We start from the raw sequence: 18,719 nt of genomic DNA, 5'->3' as shown, positions 1-18,719 counted from the left end.
GTGCATCCGATAGCATGTGGCCCGAAGGTCCCACACTTTGGTCCGTAGACATTATGCGGTATTAACAGTCGTTTCCAACTGGTATCCCCCTCTATCGGGCAGCTCCCTATACATTACTCACCCGTCCGCCGCTAAATCAGGTAGCAAGCTACCCTCATTCGCTCGACTTGCATGTGTTAGGCCTGCCGCCAGCGTTCAATCTGAGCCATGATCAAACTCTTCAATTAAAAGTGTTTGCTGCCTTTCGGCAAGCTCAGCTTACTGACTTAAAACATATTTCTATGTAGTCACTTCACTGATAAATTTCATTTTTGTGAAATCCATCATAAGTGCCCACACAGATGATTGATTGCGAATTGTTAAAGAGCGTTGCACCAGAGCTTTGCTCGATGGTGCGAGGCTTTCGCCTCAGTCAGACGTTGTTTGCTTTCGCTCGCTGCCGTCTGTGTGGTGCGCATTATAGAGATCGTCGCAAAGTGATCAAGATCTTTTTTACAGAAAAATGATCGACCGCGCACTTTTTAACCAAACTAAGCAAAAATGCGCTGTAATGGTTTATTTATTAGGCGATTACACGGTAATTAGTTAATGATCTTGTTCAAATAGGAAAGATCTGGCTGTCTGCTTTTCGCTCTGGTGAGCTCATGTTGATAGAGAATATTGCCAAGCTCATTTAAGAACGGCAAACCTATCTGTTCTGTTTCATACTTATCGTCATTCAGAATGTCATTCTGGTTGGTATAAATTACCGCAGATAAGAAAAACTCAACGCCATTTTCCAAATCGACTATGTATGCACTATCGATAAGATGGCCATAGGCCCAACCTGTTTTATTAAAGATACGGATATGTGCAGGCAAGGACTGCGTATTGCCGCCAAACATAAAAAACTTCGAATAGTTGTCCGGATACTCTTCTTTACTGTAATGCGGAAAGTCGCTTTCACCCGGCAACATAGACATATAACGTAGTACGAATGCCCGCTGCTCTTCCGTTATCTGAAACTGCTCGGTGCCGATGAAAAGCTGAGGAAACACTATACGTTTTACTATACCGTCCAGATCCTGCAGGCTTAAGCGGTTCTTATTGCTAAAGTCCATTGGACTCTGAATGAGAGCCCCCTCAGACATATAACCAATACCAAGTTTTGGATTATCAATGTTCACGTATTGGGACTGTGAGGTGCGGGCGGGTAACGCAAGTGCAACGCTTCCGTCTGACCGCAAGAATCGAATAGGGTTATACTGACGATTCTGCTCTGCACTTAAAGGTATACTCAGACGATGATTTATCAGCGTATGCTTCAATCCGAGCTGACGCAATCTGTCATTCAGCCTGTCCTGGCCGAGTAATTCATAAAGGCGGTTACTGCCGTCATTGTCACTTACCAGCAGTATCTTCTTTATATAATGAGCAATACTTGGTAAACCGGATGCAGCGCTGCTATCAGTGTGTGCTTCTGATTGGCCCTCGAATGCGGCGTCAGTCAGCATCGGCGAGAACATGGTAATCTCCGCTTGCTGCGGCTCATTCACCCACTCCAGAGCAAGCAAGGATATTGGTAACTTTACAGTGCTCGCTGGATAGAAATAACGCTCAGGATCCAGGCCCAGGGTGTAGTAACTCAAAGACGGATTATTCTGCTGGTCTCTGTCTACTTGCGTATAGATAATCTGAAGCTTGAAACGGTCTGGTTCTTCAACCACGGCCGCAAGGTTCGGGTAATTCGCAGCAGCCTTTTCGACGTCGATAAGTTCGCTCAGCGCACCACATTTAGATGGCTGGGTAAGACTTGCACAATGGCGTTCCTCAGCGTTGATGTTAACCGCCAGCAACAAGACTACATATGAGAAAATTCGCATCGAGATAACTGCCTTAAACAAAACGAAATTAAATCATAAAGGCACTGCGAAGGAAAAACAAACAGGCATAAAAAAACCGGGCGTCAGCCCGGTTTTTTATTTGGTTATAGCTTATTCAGCTGCAGTTTCTTCAACTGGCAGTGCATCCACTTCTGGACGATCGACTAATTCGATATAAGCCATAGGTGCGTTATCGCCGGCACGGAAGCCACACTTCAGAATACGAGTGTAACCACCTGGACGCGCATTGTAACGCGGGCCCAGCACGTTGAATAACAGACCAACTACTTCTTTATCACGAGTACGGGCGAAAGCCAGACGGCGGTTTGCAACGCTGTCGTTCTTAGCCAGTGTGATCAATGGTTCAATCACACGACGTAACTCTTTAGCTTTAGGCAAAGTCGTTTTGATGATTTCGTGCTTCACCAACGAGCTTGCCATGTTGCGGAACATTGCCGTACGGTGGCTGCTGTTCCTGTTTAATTGACGACCACTCTTGCGATGGCGCATGATCTATTCCTTCTCACTAAACCAGAAACTGGTATCTGATTAGTCTTTGTTTACCAGACTCGCTGGCGGCCAGTTCTCCAGGCGCATGCCCAGCGATAAACCGCGTGATGCCAGCACGTCTTTGATTTCGGTAAGCGACTTTTTACCCAGGTTAGGGGTTTTAAGTAACTCAACCTCGGTACGCTGAACCAGATCACCAATGTACTGAATCTGCTCTGCCTTCAAGCAGTTAGCAGAACGAACTGTTAATTCCAAATCATCGACCGGACGTAACAGAATCGGATCAAACTCCGGCTTCTCTTCGCGTTTTTCCGGTTCGCTCTTATCGCGCAGTTCTACGAAGAACTCCAGCTGTTCAGCCAGAATTGTCGCTGCGCGGCGAATGGCTTCCTCTGGCTCAACAGTGCCGTTGGTCTCCATATCGATGATCAGTTTGTCCAGGTCAGTGCGCTGTTCAACACGTGCCGCTTCAACCGAGTAAGCAATACGCTCAACCGGGCTGAAAGACGCGTCCAGTAACAGACGACCAATAGGACGCTCGTCATCATCTGAGGACAAACGCGCTGATGCAGGCACATAACCACGACCACGTTGCACTTTCAGGCGCATACTGAATTCAGTTTCGCCAGTCAGGTTGCAGATTACATGGTCAGGGTTGACGATAACTACACCGTCGCCATGCTGGATATCTCCAGCAGTTACAGGGCCGGCACCTTTTTTCGTCAAAGTCAGCGTGACTTCATCTTTGTCTTCCAGGCGAACGGCTAGGCCTTTCAGGTTCAGAAGGATATCAATAATATCTTCCTGCACACCCTCTTTGGCGCTGTACTCATGGAGAACGCCATCAATTTCAACTTCAGTCACAGCACAACCAGGCATAGACGAAAGCAGAATACGACGTAACGCGTTGCCCAAGGTATGCCCGAAACCGCGCTCAAGTGGTTCCAAAGTAACTTTGGCACGAGTTGGGTTGATTTTTTCGATACCAACTAATCTCGGCTTAAGGAATTCGGTGACAGAACCCTGCATTGTATCCTCTCTTAACAATTAGCCTTACTTAGAGTAAAGCTCGACGATTAACTGTTCGTTGATGTCCGCAGACAGGTCTGAACGCTCTGGCAGACGTTTAAAAACGCCTTCAAGCTTCGTATTGTCTACTTCGATCCAAGTTGGCTTCTCACGTTGTGCAGCAACTTCAAGCGCAGCACCGATACGGGCTTGCTTTTTAGCCTTCTCACGAACAGAGATCACTTGTTCAGGTAATACAGTATGTGACGGAACGTTAACCACGCGACCATTTAACATGATTGCCTTGTGGCTCACCAGCTGACGTGCTTCTGCACGAGTGCTGGCCAGGCCCATACGGTATACTACGTTGTCTAAACGTGACTCTAACAACTGCAGCAGGTTTTCACCGGTATTACCTTTCAAACGAGCAGCTTCCTTGTAATAGTTACGGAACTGCTTCTCTAATACGCCATAAATACGACGTACTTTTTGTTTCTCGCGTAACTGCAAACCGTAGTCTGATAAACGACCGCGACGTGCGCCGTGCTGACCAGGTGCTGTGGTTAAGTTACACTTTGAATCGATTGCTCTTACGCCGCTTTTCAGGAACAGGTCTGTACCTTCGCGACGACTCAGTTTGAGCTTAGGACCCAAATATCTTGCCATCTTCTTTCTCCAATAATCCGTGAAGCGCTGTAATTACACGCGACGTTTTTTAGGTGGACGGCATCCGTTGTGCGGGATTGGCGTCACGTCGGTGATATTTGTGATCTTGTAACCAGCGGCGTTCAGAGCACGAATCGCTGATTCGCGGCCTGGGCCTGGGCCATTCACAAACACTTCAAGGTTTTTAACACCATATTCCAGCGCGGCAGTACCTGCGCGCTCTGCAGCTACCTGAGCAGCGAACGGAGTAGATTTACGTGAACCACGGAAACCTGAACCGCCGGCAGTCGCCCAGCACAGCGCATTACCCTGACGATCAGTAATCGTCACGATGGTGTTGTTGAAAGAAGCATGGATATGAGCCATACCGTCAGAAACTTGCTTTTTTACCCGTTTACGAGTACGAACTGGTGCTTTAGCCATGTCGAATCACCTTATTTCTTAATCGCTTTACGTGGGCCCTTGCGGGTACGCGCATTAGTTTTAGTGCGCTGACCACGAACTGGCAGACTACGACGGTGGCGCAGGCCACGGTAGCAACCTAAGTCCATTAAACGCTTAATGTTTAATGTGATTTCACGGCGCAAGTCACCTTCAACGGTGTACTTAGCAACTTCGTCACGAAGTGTATCTAACTGTGCATCAGATAAAGACGCAATTTTAGTACTTTCTTCGATACCCACAGCAGCTAAAATCGATTTAGCGCGGGTTTTACCGATACCATAAACATAGGTCAAAGAGATGACCGCATGCTTATTATCGGGGATGTTAATGCCAGCGATACGGGCCACTAACGTTCTCCTTTAATAGAGTTTAAAGATGCCAATTTGAAAAGCCCGTAAGGATACTCAAATGGCGCTTACATTGCAAACGATAAAGGGGCTAAACCCAAAAGTTCAGCCCGCAGTATCAGTTTTATTCTGCTATTAGCCTTGGCGCTGTTTATGCTTCGGCTCACTGCAAATTACGCGAACTACGTTATTACGCTTGATCACTTTGCAGTTACGGCAGATCTTCTTAACGGAAGCTCGTACTTTCATAACTTAACTCCGCAAACTATCTTAACGGCTGTAGCCTTTAAGATTTGCCTTTTTAAGCACAGAATCATACTGATGCGACATCAGATGGGTCTGTACCTGTGCCATAAAGTCCATGATAACGACAACGATGATCAGCAGTGATGTACCGCCAAAGTAGAACTGAACGTCCCACGCTACCATCATGAACTCAGGAACCAAACAGATAAAGGTAATGTACAGCGCGCCCGCTAAGGTTAACCGAGTCATCACTTTATCAATGTATTTTGATGTCTGCTCACCAGGTCTAATACCAGGGATAAAGGCACCAGATTTCTTCAGATTGTCTGCTGTATCGCGTGGGTTGAATACCAGCGCGGTATAGAAGAAACAGAAGAAAATGATGGCCGCGGAGTATAACATCATATACAACGGTTGTCCCGGAGATAATGTTAAGGCTAATTCCTGCAGGAAGTTAGCTACCACGCCTTCACCTGAGCCAAACCAACTGGCTATTGTTCCAGGGAACAGAATAATGCTAGATGCAAAGATTGGTGGAATTACACCGGCCATATTGACCTTTAACGGTAAATGGCTGCTTTGCGCGGCAAACACCTGACGGCCTTGCTGACGCTTAGCGTAATTAACGACGATACGACGCTGGCCGCGCTCAAAGAACACCACAAACCAGGTAATCGCAACGACAATAACACCAATCGCAACTAACAGTAAAAAGTGCAAATCGCCTTGACGTGCCTGCTCTATCGTCTGACCAATGGCAGACGGGAAGCCGGCAACAATACCGGTAAAGATCAGCAACGAAATACCATTACCGATGCCACGCTCTGTAATTTGCTCACCTAACCACATTAAGAACATGGTACCGGTAACCAAGCTGATTACCGCAGTGAAGTAAAATGCAAAGCCAGGGTTAATCACTAACCCCTGCATCATGTTAGGCAGACCAGTAGCAATACCAATGGCCTGTAACGTTGCTAAACCCAAAGTACCGTAGCGCGTCATCTGGTTAATTTTGCGCTTTCCAGCTTCACCTTCTTTTTTCAGTTCTGCCATGGCAGGGTGAACTACCGTTAACAGCTGAACAATAATAGAGGCAGAGATGTAGGGCATAATACCCAACGCAAACACCGAAGCACGCTCAAGTGCGCCACCGCTGAACATGTTAAACATTTCAACGATGGTGCCCTTTTGTTGCTCGAATAACTGAGCCAGCACGGCGGCGTCAATTCCAGGAATTGGCACAAAGGAGCCTAACCGAAAAACGATTATGGCCAAAAGTACAAATAACAGACGGGCTTTCAGCTCGCTGAAACCGCCTTTTGCACCTCTTGAGTCCGAACCTGGTTTAGCCATCGCGTACTATCCTTATTATTCTTCGACTTTACCGCCAGCGGCTTCGATTGCTGCACGTGCACCTTTAGTTACGCCTAAACCTTTTACGGTTACCGGACGAGATATCTCGCCAGACAGCACAACTTTAGCGAACTTAACAGTACGAGCGATGATGTTAGCTTCCATCAGGCTAGCCAGATCAACTACATCACCGTTTACCGCAGCCAGTTCGTGCAGGCGTACTTCTGCAGAAACCAGAGATTTCTGAGAAGTGAAACCGAACTTAGGCAGACGCTGTTTCAGAGGCATTTGACCGCCTTCGAAACCTGGACGAACTGAACCGCCAGAGCGTGATTTCAAACCTTTGTGACCACGGCCACCGGTTTTACCTAAGCCAGAGCCGATACCACGACCAAGGCGACGCTTTTCTTTCTTGGCACCAGGTGCCGGAGCAATAGTATTTAATAACATCAATTACTCCTCCACTTTAACCATGTAATACACAGCGTTGATCATACCGCGAACTGAAGGTGTATCTTCAACTTCAACAGTGTGACCGATGCGGCGTAAACCTAACCCTGTCAACGAAGCCTTGTGCTTCGGCAAACGACCGATGCTTGACTTCGTTTGGGTTACTTTAATTGTCTTCTTCGCCATGGCAGATTACCCCAGAATGTCGTCAACGCGTAAACCGCGTTTAGCAGCTACCTGTGCAGGCGACTTAACAGACGCCAGAGCATTGATAGTTGCGCGAACTACGTTGATTGGGTTAGTTGAGCCGTAACACTTAGACAGAATGTTCTGTACACCGGCAACTTCCAGTACGGCGCGCATTGCACCACCGGCGATCAAGCCAGTACCTTCAGCAGCAGGCTGCATGTAAACATTTGAACCTGAATGTACACCACGAGTTGGGTGGTGCAGCGTGTTACCATTTAACTCAACCTGAGTCATGTTGCGACGCGCTTTTTCCATTGCCTTTTGAATAGCAGCTGGAACTTCACGTGCTTTACCATAACCAAAACCAACGCGACCATTACCGTCACCAACTACGGTCAAAGCGGTGAAGGAGAAAATCCGACCACCTTTAACAACTTTTGACACGCGGTTTACTGCAACAAGCTTCTCTTGTAAATCAGATTGTTGTTTAGCTTCTTCGTTAGCCATGAGCTACTCCTAGAACTGAAGACCGGCTTCACGCGCCGCGTCAGCCAGAGCTTGTACGCGACCATGATACTGGAAGCCACTGCGGTCAAAAGCACAAGCAGTAACGCCTTTGGCTACTGCGCGTTCGGCAATCGCTTTACCTACAGCCTTAGCAGCGTCTACGTTACCAGTGTACTTCAGTGAGTCTTTGATTGAAGCTTCTACAGTAGAAGCTGCAGCAATCACTTCAGCATTTGGTGCGATAAGCTGGGCGTAGATGTGACGTGGTGTACGGTGTACAACCAGGCGATTCGCACCTTGTTCGATAATGTTTCTGCGAGTGCGTTTGGCACGGCGCAGACGAGCAAGTTTCTTATCCATCGTCCTACCCTACTTTTTCTTCGCTTCTTTACGACGCACGTTTTCATTTGCATAGCGCACACCTTTGCCTTTGTAAGGCTCTGGTTTACGGTATGCCCGGATGTTAGCGGCAACCTGACCAACTAATTGCTTGTCAGCACCTTTTACCACGACTTCAGTCTGGCTTGGTGTTTCAATAGTGATACCGTTAGGTACCTGGAACACCACTGGGTGAGAAAAGCCCAGGCTCAGGTTCAACACTTTACCTTCTGCTTTCGCACGGTAACCAACACCAACCAGTTCCAGCTTCTGCGTGAAGCCTTCAGTTACACCGGTAACCAGGTTATTGATTAACGCACGGGCAGTACCCGCTTGCGCGTTAGCGCCGTCGAAGCCGTCACGTGGGTTGGTACGTAAAACGTTACCATCAACCACAACTTCAACTGCCGGGTTAACATCTAGTGCTAACTCGCCGTTTTTGCCCTTGAATGACACTACCTGACCTTTTTGCGTAACAGTAACGCCGGCTGGAATAGTGACTGGGGCCTTAGCAACACGAGACATAGATTACTACCTCCGTTACGCTACGTAGCCGATGATTTCGCCACCGATACCAACCTTGCGCGCTGCGCGGTCAGTCATTAGTCCTTTAGATGTTGACACGATGGCCACACCTAAACCGCCCATTACCTTAGGTAATTCGCCGTGCTTCTTATAGATGCGCAGACCTGGACGACTAACACGATCGATAGTTTCAATTACAGATTTGCCCTGGAAGTACTTTAAAGTAACTTCCAGCTCTGGCTTAGTGTCACCAGAAACCGCGAAATCAGCGATGTAACCTTCGTCTTTTAATACTTTCGCAATAGATACCTTCAGTTTTGAAGATGGCATCTTAACCGCAACTTTATTGGCTGACTGGCCGTTGCGAATGCGAGTAAACATATCCGCTACTGGATCTTGCAAACTCATAGCTCGTTACTCCCGTGATTCTTACCAGCTAGCCTTACGAAGGCCAGGAATTTCACCGCGCATCGCCGCTTCACGGACCTTGATCCGGCTCATGCCGAACTTACGCAGGTAACCGTGTGGACGACCTGTTACACGACAACGATTACGTTGACGCGAAGGGCTTGAATCACGCGGCAACGTCTGTAACTTCAGAACCGCTGCCCAACGGTCTTCGTCAGAAGTCGCTGGATTAGCAATGGTATCTTTCAGTTCATGACGCTTTGCAGCGAATTTGGCTACCAGTTGTGCACGCTTTGCTTCACGTGCTTTCATTGATTGTTTTGCCATGACCCTACACCTTATTTCTTGAATGGGAAGTTAAACGCGGCAAGTAAAGCACGTCCTTCGTCATCGGTACGCGCGGTAGTCGTAATAGTGATATCTAAACCACGTACTGCGTCTACTTTGTCATAGTCGATTTCTGGGAAAATGATTTGCTCACGTACACCCATGCTGTAGTTACCACGGCCGTCGAACGACTTCGGGTTTACACCACGGAAGTCACGGATACGCGGGATAGCAATAGAGACTAAACGCTCTAAGAATTCCCACATACGCTCGCCGCGCAAGGTCACTTTAGCGCCAATAGGGTAGCCTTCACGGATTTTGAAACCAGCTACTGATTTACGAGCCTTAGTTACCAGAGGTTTCTGGCCGGCAATAGCAGTTAAATCTGCTACAGCGTTTTCAAGGATCTTTTTATCAGCTACCGCTTCACCCACACCCATGTTGAGTGTGATTTTAACAATCCGAGGGACTTGCATGACGCTGGTGTAGCCGAACTGCTTAAACAGCTCTGGGACTACGGTGTCTTTATAAATTTCATGCAGTTTCGCCATCGTATTACTCCAATAGCAATTAAATTACTTCGTTATTCGACTTGAAGAAACGGACTTTTTTGCCGTCTTCAAGGCGGAAACCTACGCGATCTGCTTTACCCGTTTTAGAGTTGAAAATCGCTACGTTTGAAACATGAATTGAGGCTTCTTTCTCAACGATACCGCCTGGTTGGTTCAGAGCCGGTACAGGCTTCTGATGCTTTTTAACCAGGTTAACGCCAGAAACATAAACACGACCTTCAGAAACTAAAACTTTAGTAACTTTGCCGCGCTTACCCTTGTCCTTACCAGTAAGAACAATAACCTCGTCATCACGACGGATTTTACTAGCCATGGTGACTCCTTACAGTACTTCTGGTGCCAGAGACACGATCTTCATAAACTTATCGCCACGAAGTTCACGTGTAACAGGCCCGAAAATACGAGTGCCGATCGGTTCCAGCTTGCTGTTTAACAACACTGCTGCATTGCGATCAAAACGGATCAAAGAACCGTCCTGACGGCGTACGCCTTTTGCTGTACGCACCACCACTGCATTTAGTACATCACCTTTTTTAACCTTACCGCGAGGAATTGCTTCCTTAACAGTAACTTTGATGACGTCACCAATTGCAGCATAACGGCGATGCGAACCACCTAAGACCTTAATACACATTACGCTGCGCGCGCCGCTGTTGTCTGCGACTTCCAGCATAGATTGCATCTGGATCATCTTAGTGCTCCGCTATTCTACTAAATAACCCTCACGGGTTACGCTGCTTAAATATAAAACTACCCCCTGACAAGAGGGCGCGTGATTATAACAGCACTCTTGGCAAAAAGGTAGCTCAAAATAAAAGCGGCTCCAAAAGGAGCCGCTTTATCACATCTTAACGAATTAAGATGCTGATTCGACTACAGCAACCAGAGTCCAAGACTTAGTCTTAGACAGCGGACGGCATTCACGGATAGTGACTACGTCGCCTTCTTTACACTGATTGGTTTCGTCATGTACGTGCAGCTTGGTAGTACGCTTAATGAACTTCCCGTAGATTGGGTGTTTCACTGAACGCTCGATCGCAACAGTAATAGACTTGTCCATTTTGTTGCTGATCACTTTACCTTGCAGTGTACGAGTATTAGTTTCACTCATTACGCACCTGCCTTCTCGGTTAAGATGGTCTTAACGCGCGCGATATCACGACGCACCTGCTTAAATAAATGCGTTTGAGCTAACTGACCAGTAGCTAATTGCATGCGCAGGTTGAACTGCTCACGTAATAAGCCCAGTAATTCAGCGTTTAACTCTTCAACACTTTTCGCTTTTAATTCGCTGGCTTTCATCACATTACCGTCCGCGTTACAAAGGTTGTCTTAAATGGAAGTTTAGCAGCTGCCAGGCTGAAAGCATGACGTGCTAATTCTTCAGACACACCGTCCATTTCGTACAGTACTTTGCCAGGTTTGATCTGACATACCCAGTACTCAACAGAACCTTTACCACTACCCATACGTACTTCCAGCGGCTTAGCAGTGATTGGCTTGTCTGGGAACACACGGATCCAGATTTTACCAACACGCTTAACAGCGCGCGTCATAGCACGACGTGCAGATTCGATTTGACGTGAAGTCATTTGACCACGTTCTACAGATTTCAGTGCGTAAGTACCGAAAGATACTTTATCGCCAACCAGGGCTAAACCACGGTTACGACCTTTGTGCACTTTACGAAATTTTGTACGTTTTGGTTGCAACATCGCTCAATACCCCTACTTAGCCTTACGTGCCGGTTTTTTCGGCGCTTTAGGCTGGTTGTTATTGTTGGCGTTGTTGGTGTTGTTGTTCAATGGCAGAGCACCTAAGATCTCGCCTTTGAAAATCCACACTTTAACACCAATGATACCGTAAGTAGTCAGTGCTTCTGAAGTATTGTAGTCGATGTCAGCACGCAGAGTGTGCAGAGGCACACGGCCTTCGCGGTACCACTCTGAACGAGCGATTTCTGCGCCGCCTAAACGGCCGCTAACTTCAACTTTGATACCTTTAGCACCGATACGCATGGCGTTCTGTACCGCACGCTTCATCGCGCGACGGAACATTACACGACGCTCTAACTGGCTGCTGATTGAGTCAGCAACTAATTTCGCGTCCAGCTCAGGCTTACGGATTTCAGAGATGTTAATCTGCGCAGGTACGCCAGCGATGGCAGCTACTTGCTTGCGGATTTTTTCAACATCTTCACCTTTTTTACCGATGATTACGCCTGGACGCGCAGTGTGAATAGTCACACGGATGCTTTTCGCAGGGCGTTCAATATCGATCCGGCTTACTGACGCGGCTTTCAGTTCTTTTGTCAGGTACTGACGAACTTTAAAGTCACCGTTTAAGAAATCCGGGAAGTCTTTCGTATTCGCGAACCAGGTAGAGCTCCATGGCTTAGTGATACCTAGGCGAATACCATTAGGATGTACTTTCTGTCCCATTCTCTTCTCTCCTAGTTATCAGCTACAACCACAGTGATGTGGCTGGTACGCTTGACGATACGGTCAGCACGACCTTTAGCGCGTGGCTTGATACGCTTCATAGACGGACCTTCATCAACGAAGATTGTCTTAACTTTCAGCGTGTCAATATCGGCGCCTTCATTGTGCTCCGCGTTTGCAATGGCTGATAAAAGAACCTTTCTTACTAACTCAGCAGCTTTTTTCGGGCTGTAAGTTAATACGTTCAACGCCTTCTCAACTGACAAACCACGAACCTGGTCAGCAACCAGACGAGTTTTTTGTGCAGAAGAACGGGCAAATTTGTGTTTAGCTAATGCTTGCATCATTTACCCCTTAGCGCTTCTTGGCCTTTTTGTCGGCTGCATGACCACGGTAGGTACGAGTAGGTGCAAATTCACCTAACTTGTGACCAATCATCTCTTCAGAGACGAACACAGGTACATGTTGACGACCATTATGGACAGCGATGGTCAAACCGATCATATCAGGTATGATCATTGAACGACGGCTCCAAGTCTTAATAGGCTTCTTGTCACCGCTTTCCAACGCTTTCTCTACCTTCTTCAGCAAGTGAAGGTCAATAAATGGACCTTTCTTGAGAGAACGTGGCATGGCAATTCCTCACAAATTATTTATCACGACGACGTACGATAAGTTTATCAGTACGCTTGTTTGAACGAGTTTTGTAACCCTTCGTTGGTACGCCCCATGGTGTAACTGGGTGACGACCACCAGAAGTTTTACCTTCACCACCACCGTGTGGGTGATCAACCGGGTTCATTACCACACCACGTACGGTTGGGCGAACGCCGCGCCAGCGCATAGCACCAGCTTTACCGTATTGACGTAGCATATGTTCCGCGTTGCCGATCTCACCGATAGTCGCGCGACAATCTGCTAATACTTTGCGTACTTCACCGCTGCGTAAACGCAGAGTTACGTACTCACCGTCACGAGCCAGGATCTGTACAAATGCGCCAGCAGAACGAGCTAACTGACCACCTTTACCTGGTTTCATTTCGATGTTGTGTACTACCTGACCAACTGGGATGTTGCGCAGTGGCAGAGTGTTACCGGCTTTGATTGGTGATTCCATACCTGAAACCACTGTATCACCCGCTTTCAGGCCTTTTGGAGCCAGAATGTAACGACGCTCGCCGTCCGCGTATAACACCAGTGCGATGTTAGCAGTACGGTTTGGATCGTACTCTAAACGCTCAACTTTGGCTGGAATGCCATCTTTGTTGCGTTTGAAGTCAACTAAACGGTAATGCTGCTTGTGACCACCACCGATATGACGGGTAGTGATACGACCGTTGTTGTTACGACCACCAGTTTTTGAATTTTTCTCTAACAAAGGAGCATAAGGCTTGCCTTTGTACAGGTCTGGGTTAACCACTTTTAATACGTGGCGACGACCTGGTGATGTAGGTTTACACTTAACAAGTGCCATTTCCTAACTCCTCTTCTTACTCAGCGCCGCCAACGAAATCGATTTCGCTGCCTTCTTTAAGAGTCACGTAGGCCTTTTTCCAGTCACTACGCTTGCCAACACGCATACCAGTGCGCTTGGTTTTACCCTTAACGTTAACAGTACGCACACCGACTACTTCTGTTTCGAACAGTTTTTCAACTGCTGCTTTAACATCAGCTTTAGTCGCAGTAGTGGCTACCTTGAAAACGACTGTATTGTGTTTCTCAGCAGACACAGTGCTCTTTTCAGAAACGTGTGGTGCCAGAATAACTTTCAGTAAACGTTCTTCGCGGATCATGCTAACAGCTCCTCAAGTTGCTTAACTGCAGCAGCAGTCATTAACACTTTGTCGAATGCGATTAAGCTGACCGGGTCGATACCGTGTACGTCACGCACGTCTACCTTGTACAGGTTACGTGCAGATAAGAACAGGTTCTCATCCACTTCGTTAGTCACGATTAACACGTCTTTTAAGTCCATCGCTTTTAACTTTGCAGTTAAATCTTTGGTCTTAGGCGTATCAACGGCGAAATTTTCCACCACGATTAAACGCTCTTGACGTACTAATTCAGACAGGATGCTTTGGATCGCACCACGGTACATTTTACGGTTTACTTTCTGGCTGTGATCTTGTGGCTTAGCCGCAAATGTCACACCGCCTCCGCGCCAGATTGGGCTACGGATTGTACCAGCACGCGCACGGCCAGTACCTTTTTGACGCCATGGCTTCTTACCGCCACCGCGTACCTCAGAACGTGTCAGCTGAGCGCGGGTACCCTGACGGGCGCCGGCAGCATAAGCTACAACGACCTGATGAACCAAAGCTTCATTAAACTCACGTCCAAAGGTAGCTTCGGAAACTTCAAGAACGCCCTGAGCGTCTCGTAATGCTAATTCCATCACTTATCTCCTCAGACGTTAGCTTTTAACAGCTGGTTTAACGATCACGTCACCACCGATAGCGCCAGGTACTGCACCCTTAACTAACAGCAGGTTACGTTCTGCGTCTACACGAACCACTTCCAGTGACTGCACGGTTACGCGCTCAGCACCTAAGTGACCAGCCATTTTTTTACCCTTGAATACTTTACCTGGTGATTGGTTCTGACCAATTGAACCAGGTGCACGGTGTGATAAAGAGTTACCGTGAGTAGCATCCTGAGTACGGAAATTCCAGCGCTTAACAGCACCAGCAAAACCTTTACCTTTTGATGTACCAACTACATCAACTTTCTTCGTTTCAGCGAAGATTTCTACCGTAATTTCGCTGCCAACAGCAATGTCAGCACCTTCGTTATCTGCCAGGCGGAATTCCCACAGACCACGACCCGCTTCAACGCCAACTTTTGCAAAGTGACCTGCATCTGGCTTGTTCAGGCGGTTTGCCTTAACAGTGCCAGCAGTTACCTGCAGTGCGCTGTAACCGTTTGTTTCTGCAGTTTTAACTGCAGTTACACGGTTTGGTGTCGCTTCGATTACGGTTACTGGAATTGATACGCCATCTTCAGTGAAGATGCGGGTCATTCCCACTTTACGACCGATTAGACCGATAGCCATTTCCTAAACCTCTCTATAAACCTGTCTGATTAGCCCAGGCTGATTTGAACGTCAACACCAGCAGGCAGATCTAAACGCATCAGCGCATCAACAGTTTTTTCTGTTGGCTCAACGATGTCGATTAAACGCTTGTGGGTACGGATTTCGTACTGATCACGCGCATCTTTGTTTACGTGAGGAGAAATCAATACAGTGAAACGTTCCTGGCGAGTAGGAAGTGGGATAGGACCACGAACCTGTGCGCCCGTACGCTTAGCTGTGTCAACGATTTCCATAGTTGACTGATCGATCAAACGGTGATCGAACGCTTTCAGACGGATGCGAATCCTTTGATTACTCATGTATCAAAGCCTCTAAAGAGCAAAAAGAGCAAAAATACACACAAGCACTCCAGCCACTATCGTGGGGATGCCCATGCACCTAAGTTACGTTTGCCCCCCAATCGGGAGCACTGTAAGCGTTAATTAATTCAAACGACTAACTAACGAACCAGTCAGAATAATATCGACTGGCCGCGCATTATACTGAAACCAAGCGATAACGCAAGCATTGGTTATAAAATGCGCTATAAAATGTCATTCAACTCAAACCCGATACCAAGGCGCGTGACAGAACGATCGTAATCAATCAGGCTCTCACCATAACCATTAAACAATTCAACGTAGAGCCTTATGTGCTGATTAAACGGCCTTGAATACGACAAGCGCACAGCACCTTTATTATCGCTACGTAAATTATTACGTAACATCAGACGCCAGGTCGCGTTTTCCTGCTTATAAGCCGCCGACAGTTCGAACCAGCCCATGTACTCTGTAATGTCAGGGTTATCATCACCTTCCGGGTCTTCGGGAGTATCTTTTCTCTGCTCTTTAAAACGATACCAGGGCTCAAAGTTGATAAACACATTGCCGATAGAGGTAACCCAACTGAATTTCAGCCTGTTCCAACTGCGCGATAGCTCACCTGACCTGCCATTGGATTGATGCGATAAACTGATGCCGATAATACGGCTGGCTGCATCTTCGTAGTTTCGATAATGTGGGATCAGTAAAATAAGCTCGGGCTCATAGTTTGTTTCGCGAAACGGTGATGAAATTTCGCTGTTATAAGCCTGCCAATATGCTTGCTGGGTGAACGCAAAGAACAGGTAACCGTTATCTTTGTAGATTTTTGTCCAGATAGGTGTTTTAAGGCTGAGCTGAAATTTCGCTTCAAGATTGTCTGACGGAGCAGATACGCCATCGCGTTGAATTGTCGATGCGATGCCGGCAACGTAAGTTACCGGCATCAGGTAGTTATTGTGATGTGGCATTAAGGTAAAAGGCGCATAGCTGTCCCATTGTTCGGCTTTTAACCTTTTATCTAATGCATCAGCGGCACAAAGCTGCAATGATGTCAGTAATAATAAGCCAAACAGTAGTTTCATCTGCAAATCCTTTTAAAAATGCTCCGGCGACAGTGTATTTAGCACGGCTGTATCCTGGCTTAACAATGCAAATAAACCAGCTACTTTTGGCAGAATGCGCTGAAAGTAATATCCAGCGGTTTGCTGCTTACTAAATTTAAACGCGGCACTATAACCCGAAGTTTCGACAGCTTCGAGATTTTTGTACCACATATAGCCATAAAGTACGTAAGATACCGCAGCGAGAAAATCGCAAGCATTAGTGCTTTGCGCATCAACATCAGCAGTAATCAGGCTTTGAACTATCGCCCGCAGTTGCAGCAAATACTGCCCAAGTTGGCTGGCAATCGCTAAATTGCTTGCGGCTACTTCATGCTCAATATCATTCAGCAGGTCGAATAATGTTTGGCCTTTATCTGCGACAACTTTACGTAGCATGAAGTCTACAGCCTGAATGCCGTTAGTACCTTCATATATTTGTGCTATACGCGCGTCGCGTACCAATTGCTCCATGCCCCACTCTTTTATGTAACCATGACCACCGAAAACCTGCTGCGCGCTAACGCATGCATCAAAACCCTGGTCCGTCATAAAAGCCTTGGCGATTGGTGTCAGCAGATTAGCTCTTTTGGCTGATACTTCGCAGTTATCGTACTTAGCCTTGTCTAACAATGAAGCGACCCAGGTAGCGAAGGAACGGCCCGCTTCATTCATCGCCTTAATGTTTAGTAGCATGCGCCTTACATCTGCATGCCCTAGTATTGGCTCGGCCTTGTTAGCGTCTTTTTCAGTCACACGCCCCTGCAAGCGTTCTTTGGCGTACGACAACGCATTCTGATACGCCCGCTCTGCAGCACCTAAGCCCTGACTGCCCATAGACAAACGCTCATAGTTCATCATCGTAAACATGCACGCTAACCCTCTATGGGGCTCACCAATTAAGTAGCCTTTAGCTGCGTCAAAATTCAAAACACAGGTGGCTGAACCGTTGATGCCCATCTTATGCTCAATTGAACCCACTGTTACATTATTACGGCTACCTGGCTCACCCTGTGCATCAGGAATATATTTTGGTACCAGAAACAGTGATATGCCGCGGCTACCGGCGGGGGCATCGGGCAACTTGGCTAAAACCAGATGGACAATATTAGCGGTCAGATCATGTTCACCTGCAGTGATAAAAATTTTACTGCCGCTGATTTGGTAGCTGCCATCTTGTAAAGGTTTAGCTGCGGTTCGCATAATGCCCAGATCAGAACCCGCATGAGCCTCTGTCAGGCACATAGTACCGGACCATTCACCACTGTACATTTTCGGCAAGTACAGTGCTTTTGTTTGCTCGTCTGCGTGCTGCAGCAGTGCCACACAAGCTCCGGCAGTTAGACCAGGGTATAACGAAAAAGCGATATCAGCGCTGCAGAGCATTTCATCAACCATCATCGACAAGGCTTTGGGCATACCCATGCCGCCGTATGCAGTATTGCCACTAAGGCTGGTCCAGCCGCCTTCACTCAGGCTTTGGTAGGCAGCGTGGTAATGCTCTGGCAACACCACTTTACCATCTATCAGTTTTGCACCAACCGCATCAGCTTCCCCGGCAAAAGGCGCCAGTTGCTGTTCACATATCTTGGCCGCTTCTTCCAAAATAGCTTTAGCTGTATCGGCTTCAATTAGTTCTGCCAGCTCAGGTTGCTGCTGCCAATACTTATCGAGCTGCCAAACATCAAATAGGTTAAAACAAATATCATTAAGCGGTGCTTGGTACTGGCTCATGTTTATTGCCTCTAAAACTGGACGGATGAGTTAGAGCATGGCACAGCTTATGATTTCAAACAAGTGTTTGAATACTGGCAAGGGTTAAATTTCGGGCAACAAAAAAGGCCCTTGCGGGCCTTTTTCAATCTCAGCTTATTAAGCCAGGATTTTTGATACTACGCCAGCACCAACTGTACGGCCACCTTCACGGATTGCGAAGCGTAAACCTTCGTCCATCGCGATTGGGCAAATCAGTTCAACAACAAACTTCAGG

Annotated in this window: 31 protein-coding genes, 1 rRNA gene and 1 pseudogene; all 33 read right to left on the bottom strand. The window is 47.3% G+C overall.

Annotation, left to right across the window (positions count from 1 at the left end; translation table 11 throughout):
- Positions 1-227: ribosomal RNA gene (locus VIN66_RS05080) — 16S ribosomal RNA — on the bottom strand; the annotation flags it as partial.
- 354 nt (positions 228-581) lie between these two features.
- Positions 582-1,862 (bottom strand): serine hydrolase, encoded by a 1,281-nt coding sequence (locus tag VIN66_RS05075; protein ID WP_331922959.1) that lies wholly within the window; start codon positions 1,860-1,862, stop codon positions 582-584.
- A 111-nt stretch (positions 1,863-1,973) separates the two neighbouring features.
- Positions 1,974-2,372, bottom strand: a complete 399-nt coding sequence (gene rplQ / locus VIN66_RS05070; RefSeq protein WP_027672166.1) for a 50S ribosomal protein L17 — start codon at positions 2,370-2,372, stop codon at positions 1,974-1,976.
- Between the two features lie 39 nt (positions 2,373-2,411).
- Positions 2,412-3,401, bottom strand: coding sequence for a DNA-directed RNA polymerase subunit alpha (locus VIN66_RS05065; RefSeq protein WP_008224458.1), 990 nt, complete (start codon positions 3,399-3,401; stop codon positions 2,412-2,414).
- Between the two features lie 24 nt (positions 3,402-3,425).
- On the bottom strand, positions 3,426-4,046 hold the full coding sequence (gene rpsD / locus VIN66_RS05060; RefSeq protein WP_134059704.1) for a 30S ribosomal protein S4: 621 nt from the start codon (positions 4,044-4,046) through the stop codon (positions 3,426-3,428).
- A 33-nt stretch (positions 4,047-4,079) separates the two neighbouring features.
- Complete coding sequence (gene rpsK, locus VIN66_RS05055) at positions 4,080-4,469, bottom strand: 30S ribosomal protein S11 (RefSeq protein WP_027672163.1); 390 nt, start codon at positions 4,467-4,469, stop codon at positions 4,080-4,082.
- 11 nt (positions 4,470-4,480) lie between these two features.
- A complete protein-coding gene (gene rpsM / locus VIN66_RS05050; RefSeq protein ID WP_027672162.1) occupies positions 4,481-4,837 on the bottom strand; it encodes a 30S ribosomal protein S13 in 357 nt (118 codons plus the stop codon).
- Between the two features lie 135 nt (positions 4,838-4,972).
- Positions 4,973-5,086, bottom strand: a complete 114-nt coding sequence (rpmJ, locus tag VIN66_RS05045; protein ID WP_008950799.1) for a 50S ribosomal protein L36 — start codon at positions 5,084-5,086, stop codon at positions 4,973-4,975.
- 21 nt (positions 5,087-5,107) lie between these two features.
- Positions 5,108-6,436: a preprotein translocase subunit SecY gene (gene secY, locus VIN66_RS05040; RefSeq protein WP_134059707.1), complete on the bottom strand. Its 1,329-nt coding sequence runs from the start codon at positions 6,434-6,436 to the stop codon at positions 5,108-5,110.
- A gap of 15 nt (positions 6,437-6,451) precedes the next feature.
- Positions 6,452-6,886, bottom strand: a complete 435-nt coding sequence (gene rplO, locus VIN66_RS05035) for a 50S ribosomal protein L15 (RefSeq protein ID WP_134059710.1) — start codon at positions 6,884-6,886, stop codon at positions 6,452-6,454.
- A 3-nt stretch (positions 6,887-6,889) separates the two neighbouring features.
- Positions 6,890-7,072 (bottom strand): 50S ribosomal protein L30, encoded by a 183-nt coding sequence (rpmD, locus tag VIN66_RS05030; RefSeq protein WP_027672159.1) that lies wholly within the window; start codon positions 7,070-7,072, stop codon positions 6,890-6,892.
- A gap of 6 nt (positions 7,073-7,078) precedes the next feature.
- Positions 7,079-7,582 carry a 30S ribosomal protein S5 gene (gene rpsE / locus VIN66_RS05025; RefSeq protein ID WP_008224467.1) on the bottom strand — a complete coding sequence of 168 codons (504 nt, stop codon included), beginning with the start codon at positions 7,580-7,582 and terminating at the stop codon, positions 7,079-7,081.
- Between the two features lie 9 nt (positions 7,583-7,591).
- The gene (rplR, locus tag VIN66_RS05020; RefSeq protein ID WP_068238302.1) at positions 7,592-7,942 is read right to left on the bottom strand and encodes a 50S ribosomal protein L18; all 351 of its coding nucleotides are present in this window, start codon (positions 7,940-7,942) and stop codon (positions 7,592-7,594) included.
- A 9-nt stretch (positions 7,943-7,951) separates the two neighbouring features.
- Positions 7,952-8,485: a 50S ribosomal protein L6 gene (rplF, locus tag VIN66_RS05015; protein ID WP_134059713.1), complete on the bottom strand. Its 534-nt coding sequence runs from the start codon at positions 8,483-8,485 to the stop codon at positions 7,952-7,954.
- A 15-nt stretch (positions 8,486-8,500) separates the two neighbouring features.
- On the bottom strand, positions 8,501-8,893 hold the full coding sequence (gene rpsH / locus VIN66_RS05010) for a 30S ribosomal protein S8 (RefSeq protein ID WP_134059716.1): 393 nt from the start codon (positions 8,891-8,893) through the stop codon (positions 8,501-8,503).
- A gap of 21 nt (positions 8,894-8,914) precedes the next feature.
- Positions 8,915-9,220: a 30S ribosomal protein S14 gene (rpsN, locus tag VIN66_RS05005; protein ID WP_134059719.1), complete on the bottom strand. Its 306-nt coding sequence runs from the start codon at positions 9,218-9,220 to the stop codon at positions 8,915-8,917.
- Between the two features lie 11 nt (positions 9,221-9,231).
- Positions 9,232-9,771: a 50S ribosomal protein L5 gene (gene rplE / locus VIN66_RS05000; RefSeq protein WP_027672153.1), complete on the bottom strand. Its 540-nt coding sequence runs from the start codon at positions 9,769-9,771 to the stop codon at positions 9,232-9,234.
- 19 nt (positions 9,772-9,790) lie between these two features.
- Positions 9,791-10,105, bottom strand: a complete 315-nt coding sequence (rplX, locus tag VIN66_RS04995) for a 50S ribosomal protein L24 (protein ID WP_134059722.1) — start codon at positions 10,103-10,105, stop codon at positions 9,791-9,793.
- 9 nt (positions 10,106-10,114) lie between these two features.
- Positions 10,115-10,483, bottom strand: coding sequence for a 50S ribosomal protein L14 (rplN, locus tag VIN66_RS04990; protein ID WP_134059725.1), 369 nt, complete (start codon positions 10,481-10,483; stop codon positions 10,115-10,117).
- 165 nt (positions 10,484-10,648) lie between these two features.
- Entirely contained in the window at positions 10,649-10,903 is a 255-nt protein-coding gene (rpsQ, locus tag VIN66_RS04985) for a 30S ribosomal protein S17 (RefSeq protein ID WP_068238321.1), read from the bottom strand.
- Positions 10,903-11,094: a 50S ribosomal protein L29 gene (rpmC, locus tag VIN66_RS04980; RefSeq protein ID WP_008224486.1), complete on the bottom strand. Its 192-nt coding sequence runs from the start codon at positions 11,092-11,094 to the stop codon at positions 10,903-10,905. The genes rpsQ and rpmC overlap by 1 nt, the downstream gene beginning before the upstream one ends.
- The gene (rplP, locus tag VIN66_RS04975; RefSeq protein ID WP_134059727.1) at positions 11,094-11,507 is read right to left on the bottom strand and encodes a 50S ribosomal protein L16; all 414 of its coding nucleotides are present in this window, start codon (positions 11,505-11,507) and stop codon (positions 11,094-11,096) included. The genes rpmC and rplP overlap by 1 nt, the downstream gene beginning before the upstream one ends.
- A 12-nt stretch (positions 11,508-11,519) precedes the next feature.
- Positions 11,520-12,233, bottom strand: coding sequence for a 30S ribosomal protein S3 (rpsC, locus tag VIN66_RS04970; protein WP_008224489.1), 714 nt, complete (start codon positions 12,231-12,233; stop codon positions 11,520-11,522).
- 11 nt (positions 12,234-12,244) lie between these two features.
- The gene (gene rplV, locus VIN66_RS04965) at positions 12,245-12,577 is read right to left on the bottom strand and encodes a 50S ribosomal protein L22 (RefSeq protein ID WP_134059746.1); all 333 of its coding nucleotides are present in this window, start codon (positions 12,575-12,577) and stop codon (positions 12,245-12,247) included.
- A gap of 10 nt (positions 12,578-12,587) precedes the next feature.
- Complete coding sequence (gene rpsS / locus VIN66_RS04960) at positions 12,588-12,866, bottom strand: 30S ribosomal protein S19 (RefSeq protein ID WP_008950795.1); 279 nt, start codon at positions 12,864-12,866, stop codon at positions 12,588-12,590.
- Between the two features lie 16 nt (positions 12,867-12,882).
- A complete protein-coding gene (gene rplB, locus VIN66_RS04955; protein ID WP_134059730.1) occupies positions 12,883-13,707 on the bottom strand; it encodes a 50S ribosomal protein L2 in 825 nt (274 codons plus the stop codon).
- Between the two features lie 16 nt (positions 13,708-13,723).
- The gene (rplW, locus tag VIN66_RS04950; protein WP_134059733.1) at positions 13,724-14,026 is read right to left on the bottom strand and encodes a 50S ribosomal protein L23; all 303 of its coding nucleotides are present in this window, start codon (positions 14,024-14,026) and stop codon (positions 13,724-13,726) included.
- A complete protein-coding gene (rplD, locus tag VIN66_RS04945; protein ID WP_008224494.1) occupies positions 14,023-14,628 on the bottom strand; it encodes a 50S ribosomal protein L4 in 606 nt (201 codons plus the stop codon). Before rplD ends, rplW begins: the two co-directional genes overlap by 4 nt.
- 18 nt (positions 14,629-14,646) lie before the next feature.
- A complete protein-coding gene (gene rplC, locus VIN66_RS04940) occupies positions 14,647-15,285 on the bottom strand; it encodes a 50S ribosomal protein L3 (protein ID WP_134059736.1) in 639 nt (212 codons plus the stop codon).
- Positions 15,286-15,314: 29 nt separating this feature from the next.
- Complete coding sequence (rpsJ, locus tag VIN66_RS04935) at positions 15,315-15,626, bottom strand: 30S ribosomal protein S10 (protein WP_008899121.1); 312 nt, start codon at positions 15,624-15,626, stop codon at positions 15,315-15,317.
- A gap of 224 nt (positions 15,627-15,850) precedes the next feature.
- Complete coding sequence (locus VIN66_RS04930) at positions 15,851-16,711, bottom strand: phospholipase A (RefSeq protein ID WP_331922958.1); 861 nt, start codon at positions 16,709-16,711, stop codon at positions 15,851-15,853.
- A 12-nt stretch (positions 16,712-16,723) separates the two neighbouring features.
- Positions 16,724-18,463, bottom strand: a complete 1,740-nt coding sequence (locus VIN66_RS04925; RefSeq protein ID WP_331922957.1) for an acyl-CoA dehydrogenase family protein — start codon at positions 18,461-18,463, stop codon at positions 16,724-16,726.
- 138 nt (positions 18,464-18,601) lie between these two features.
- Positions 18,602-18,719 (bottom strand): annotated as a pseudogene (locus VIN66_RS04920) (elongation factor Tu); the annotation flags it as partial.

It is taken from the genome of Rheinheimera sp. (assembly GCF_036568245.1).
Lineage (GTDB): Bacteria > Pseudomonadota > Gammaproteobacteria > Enterobacterales > Alteromonadaceae > Alishewanella.
This window is presented reverse-complemented; position numbering and strand designations above follow the sequence as displayed.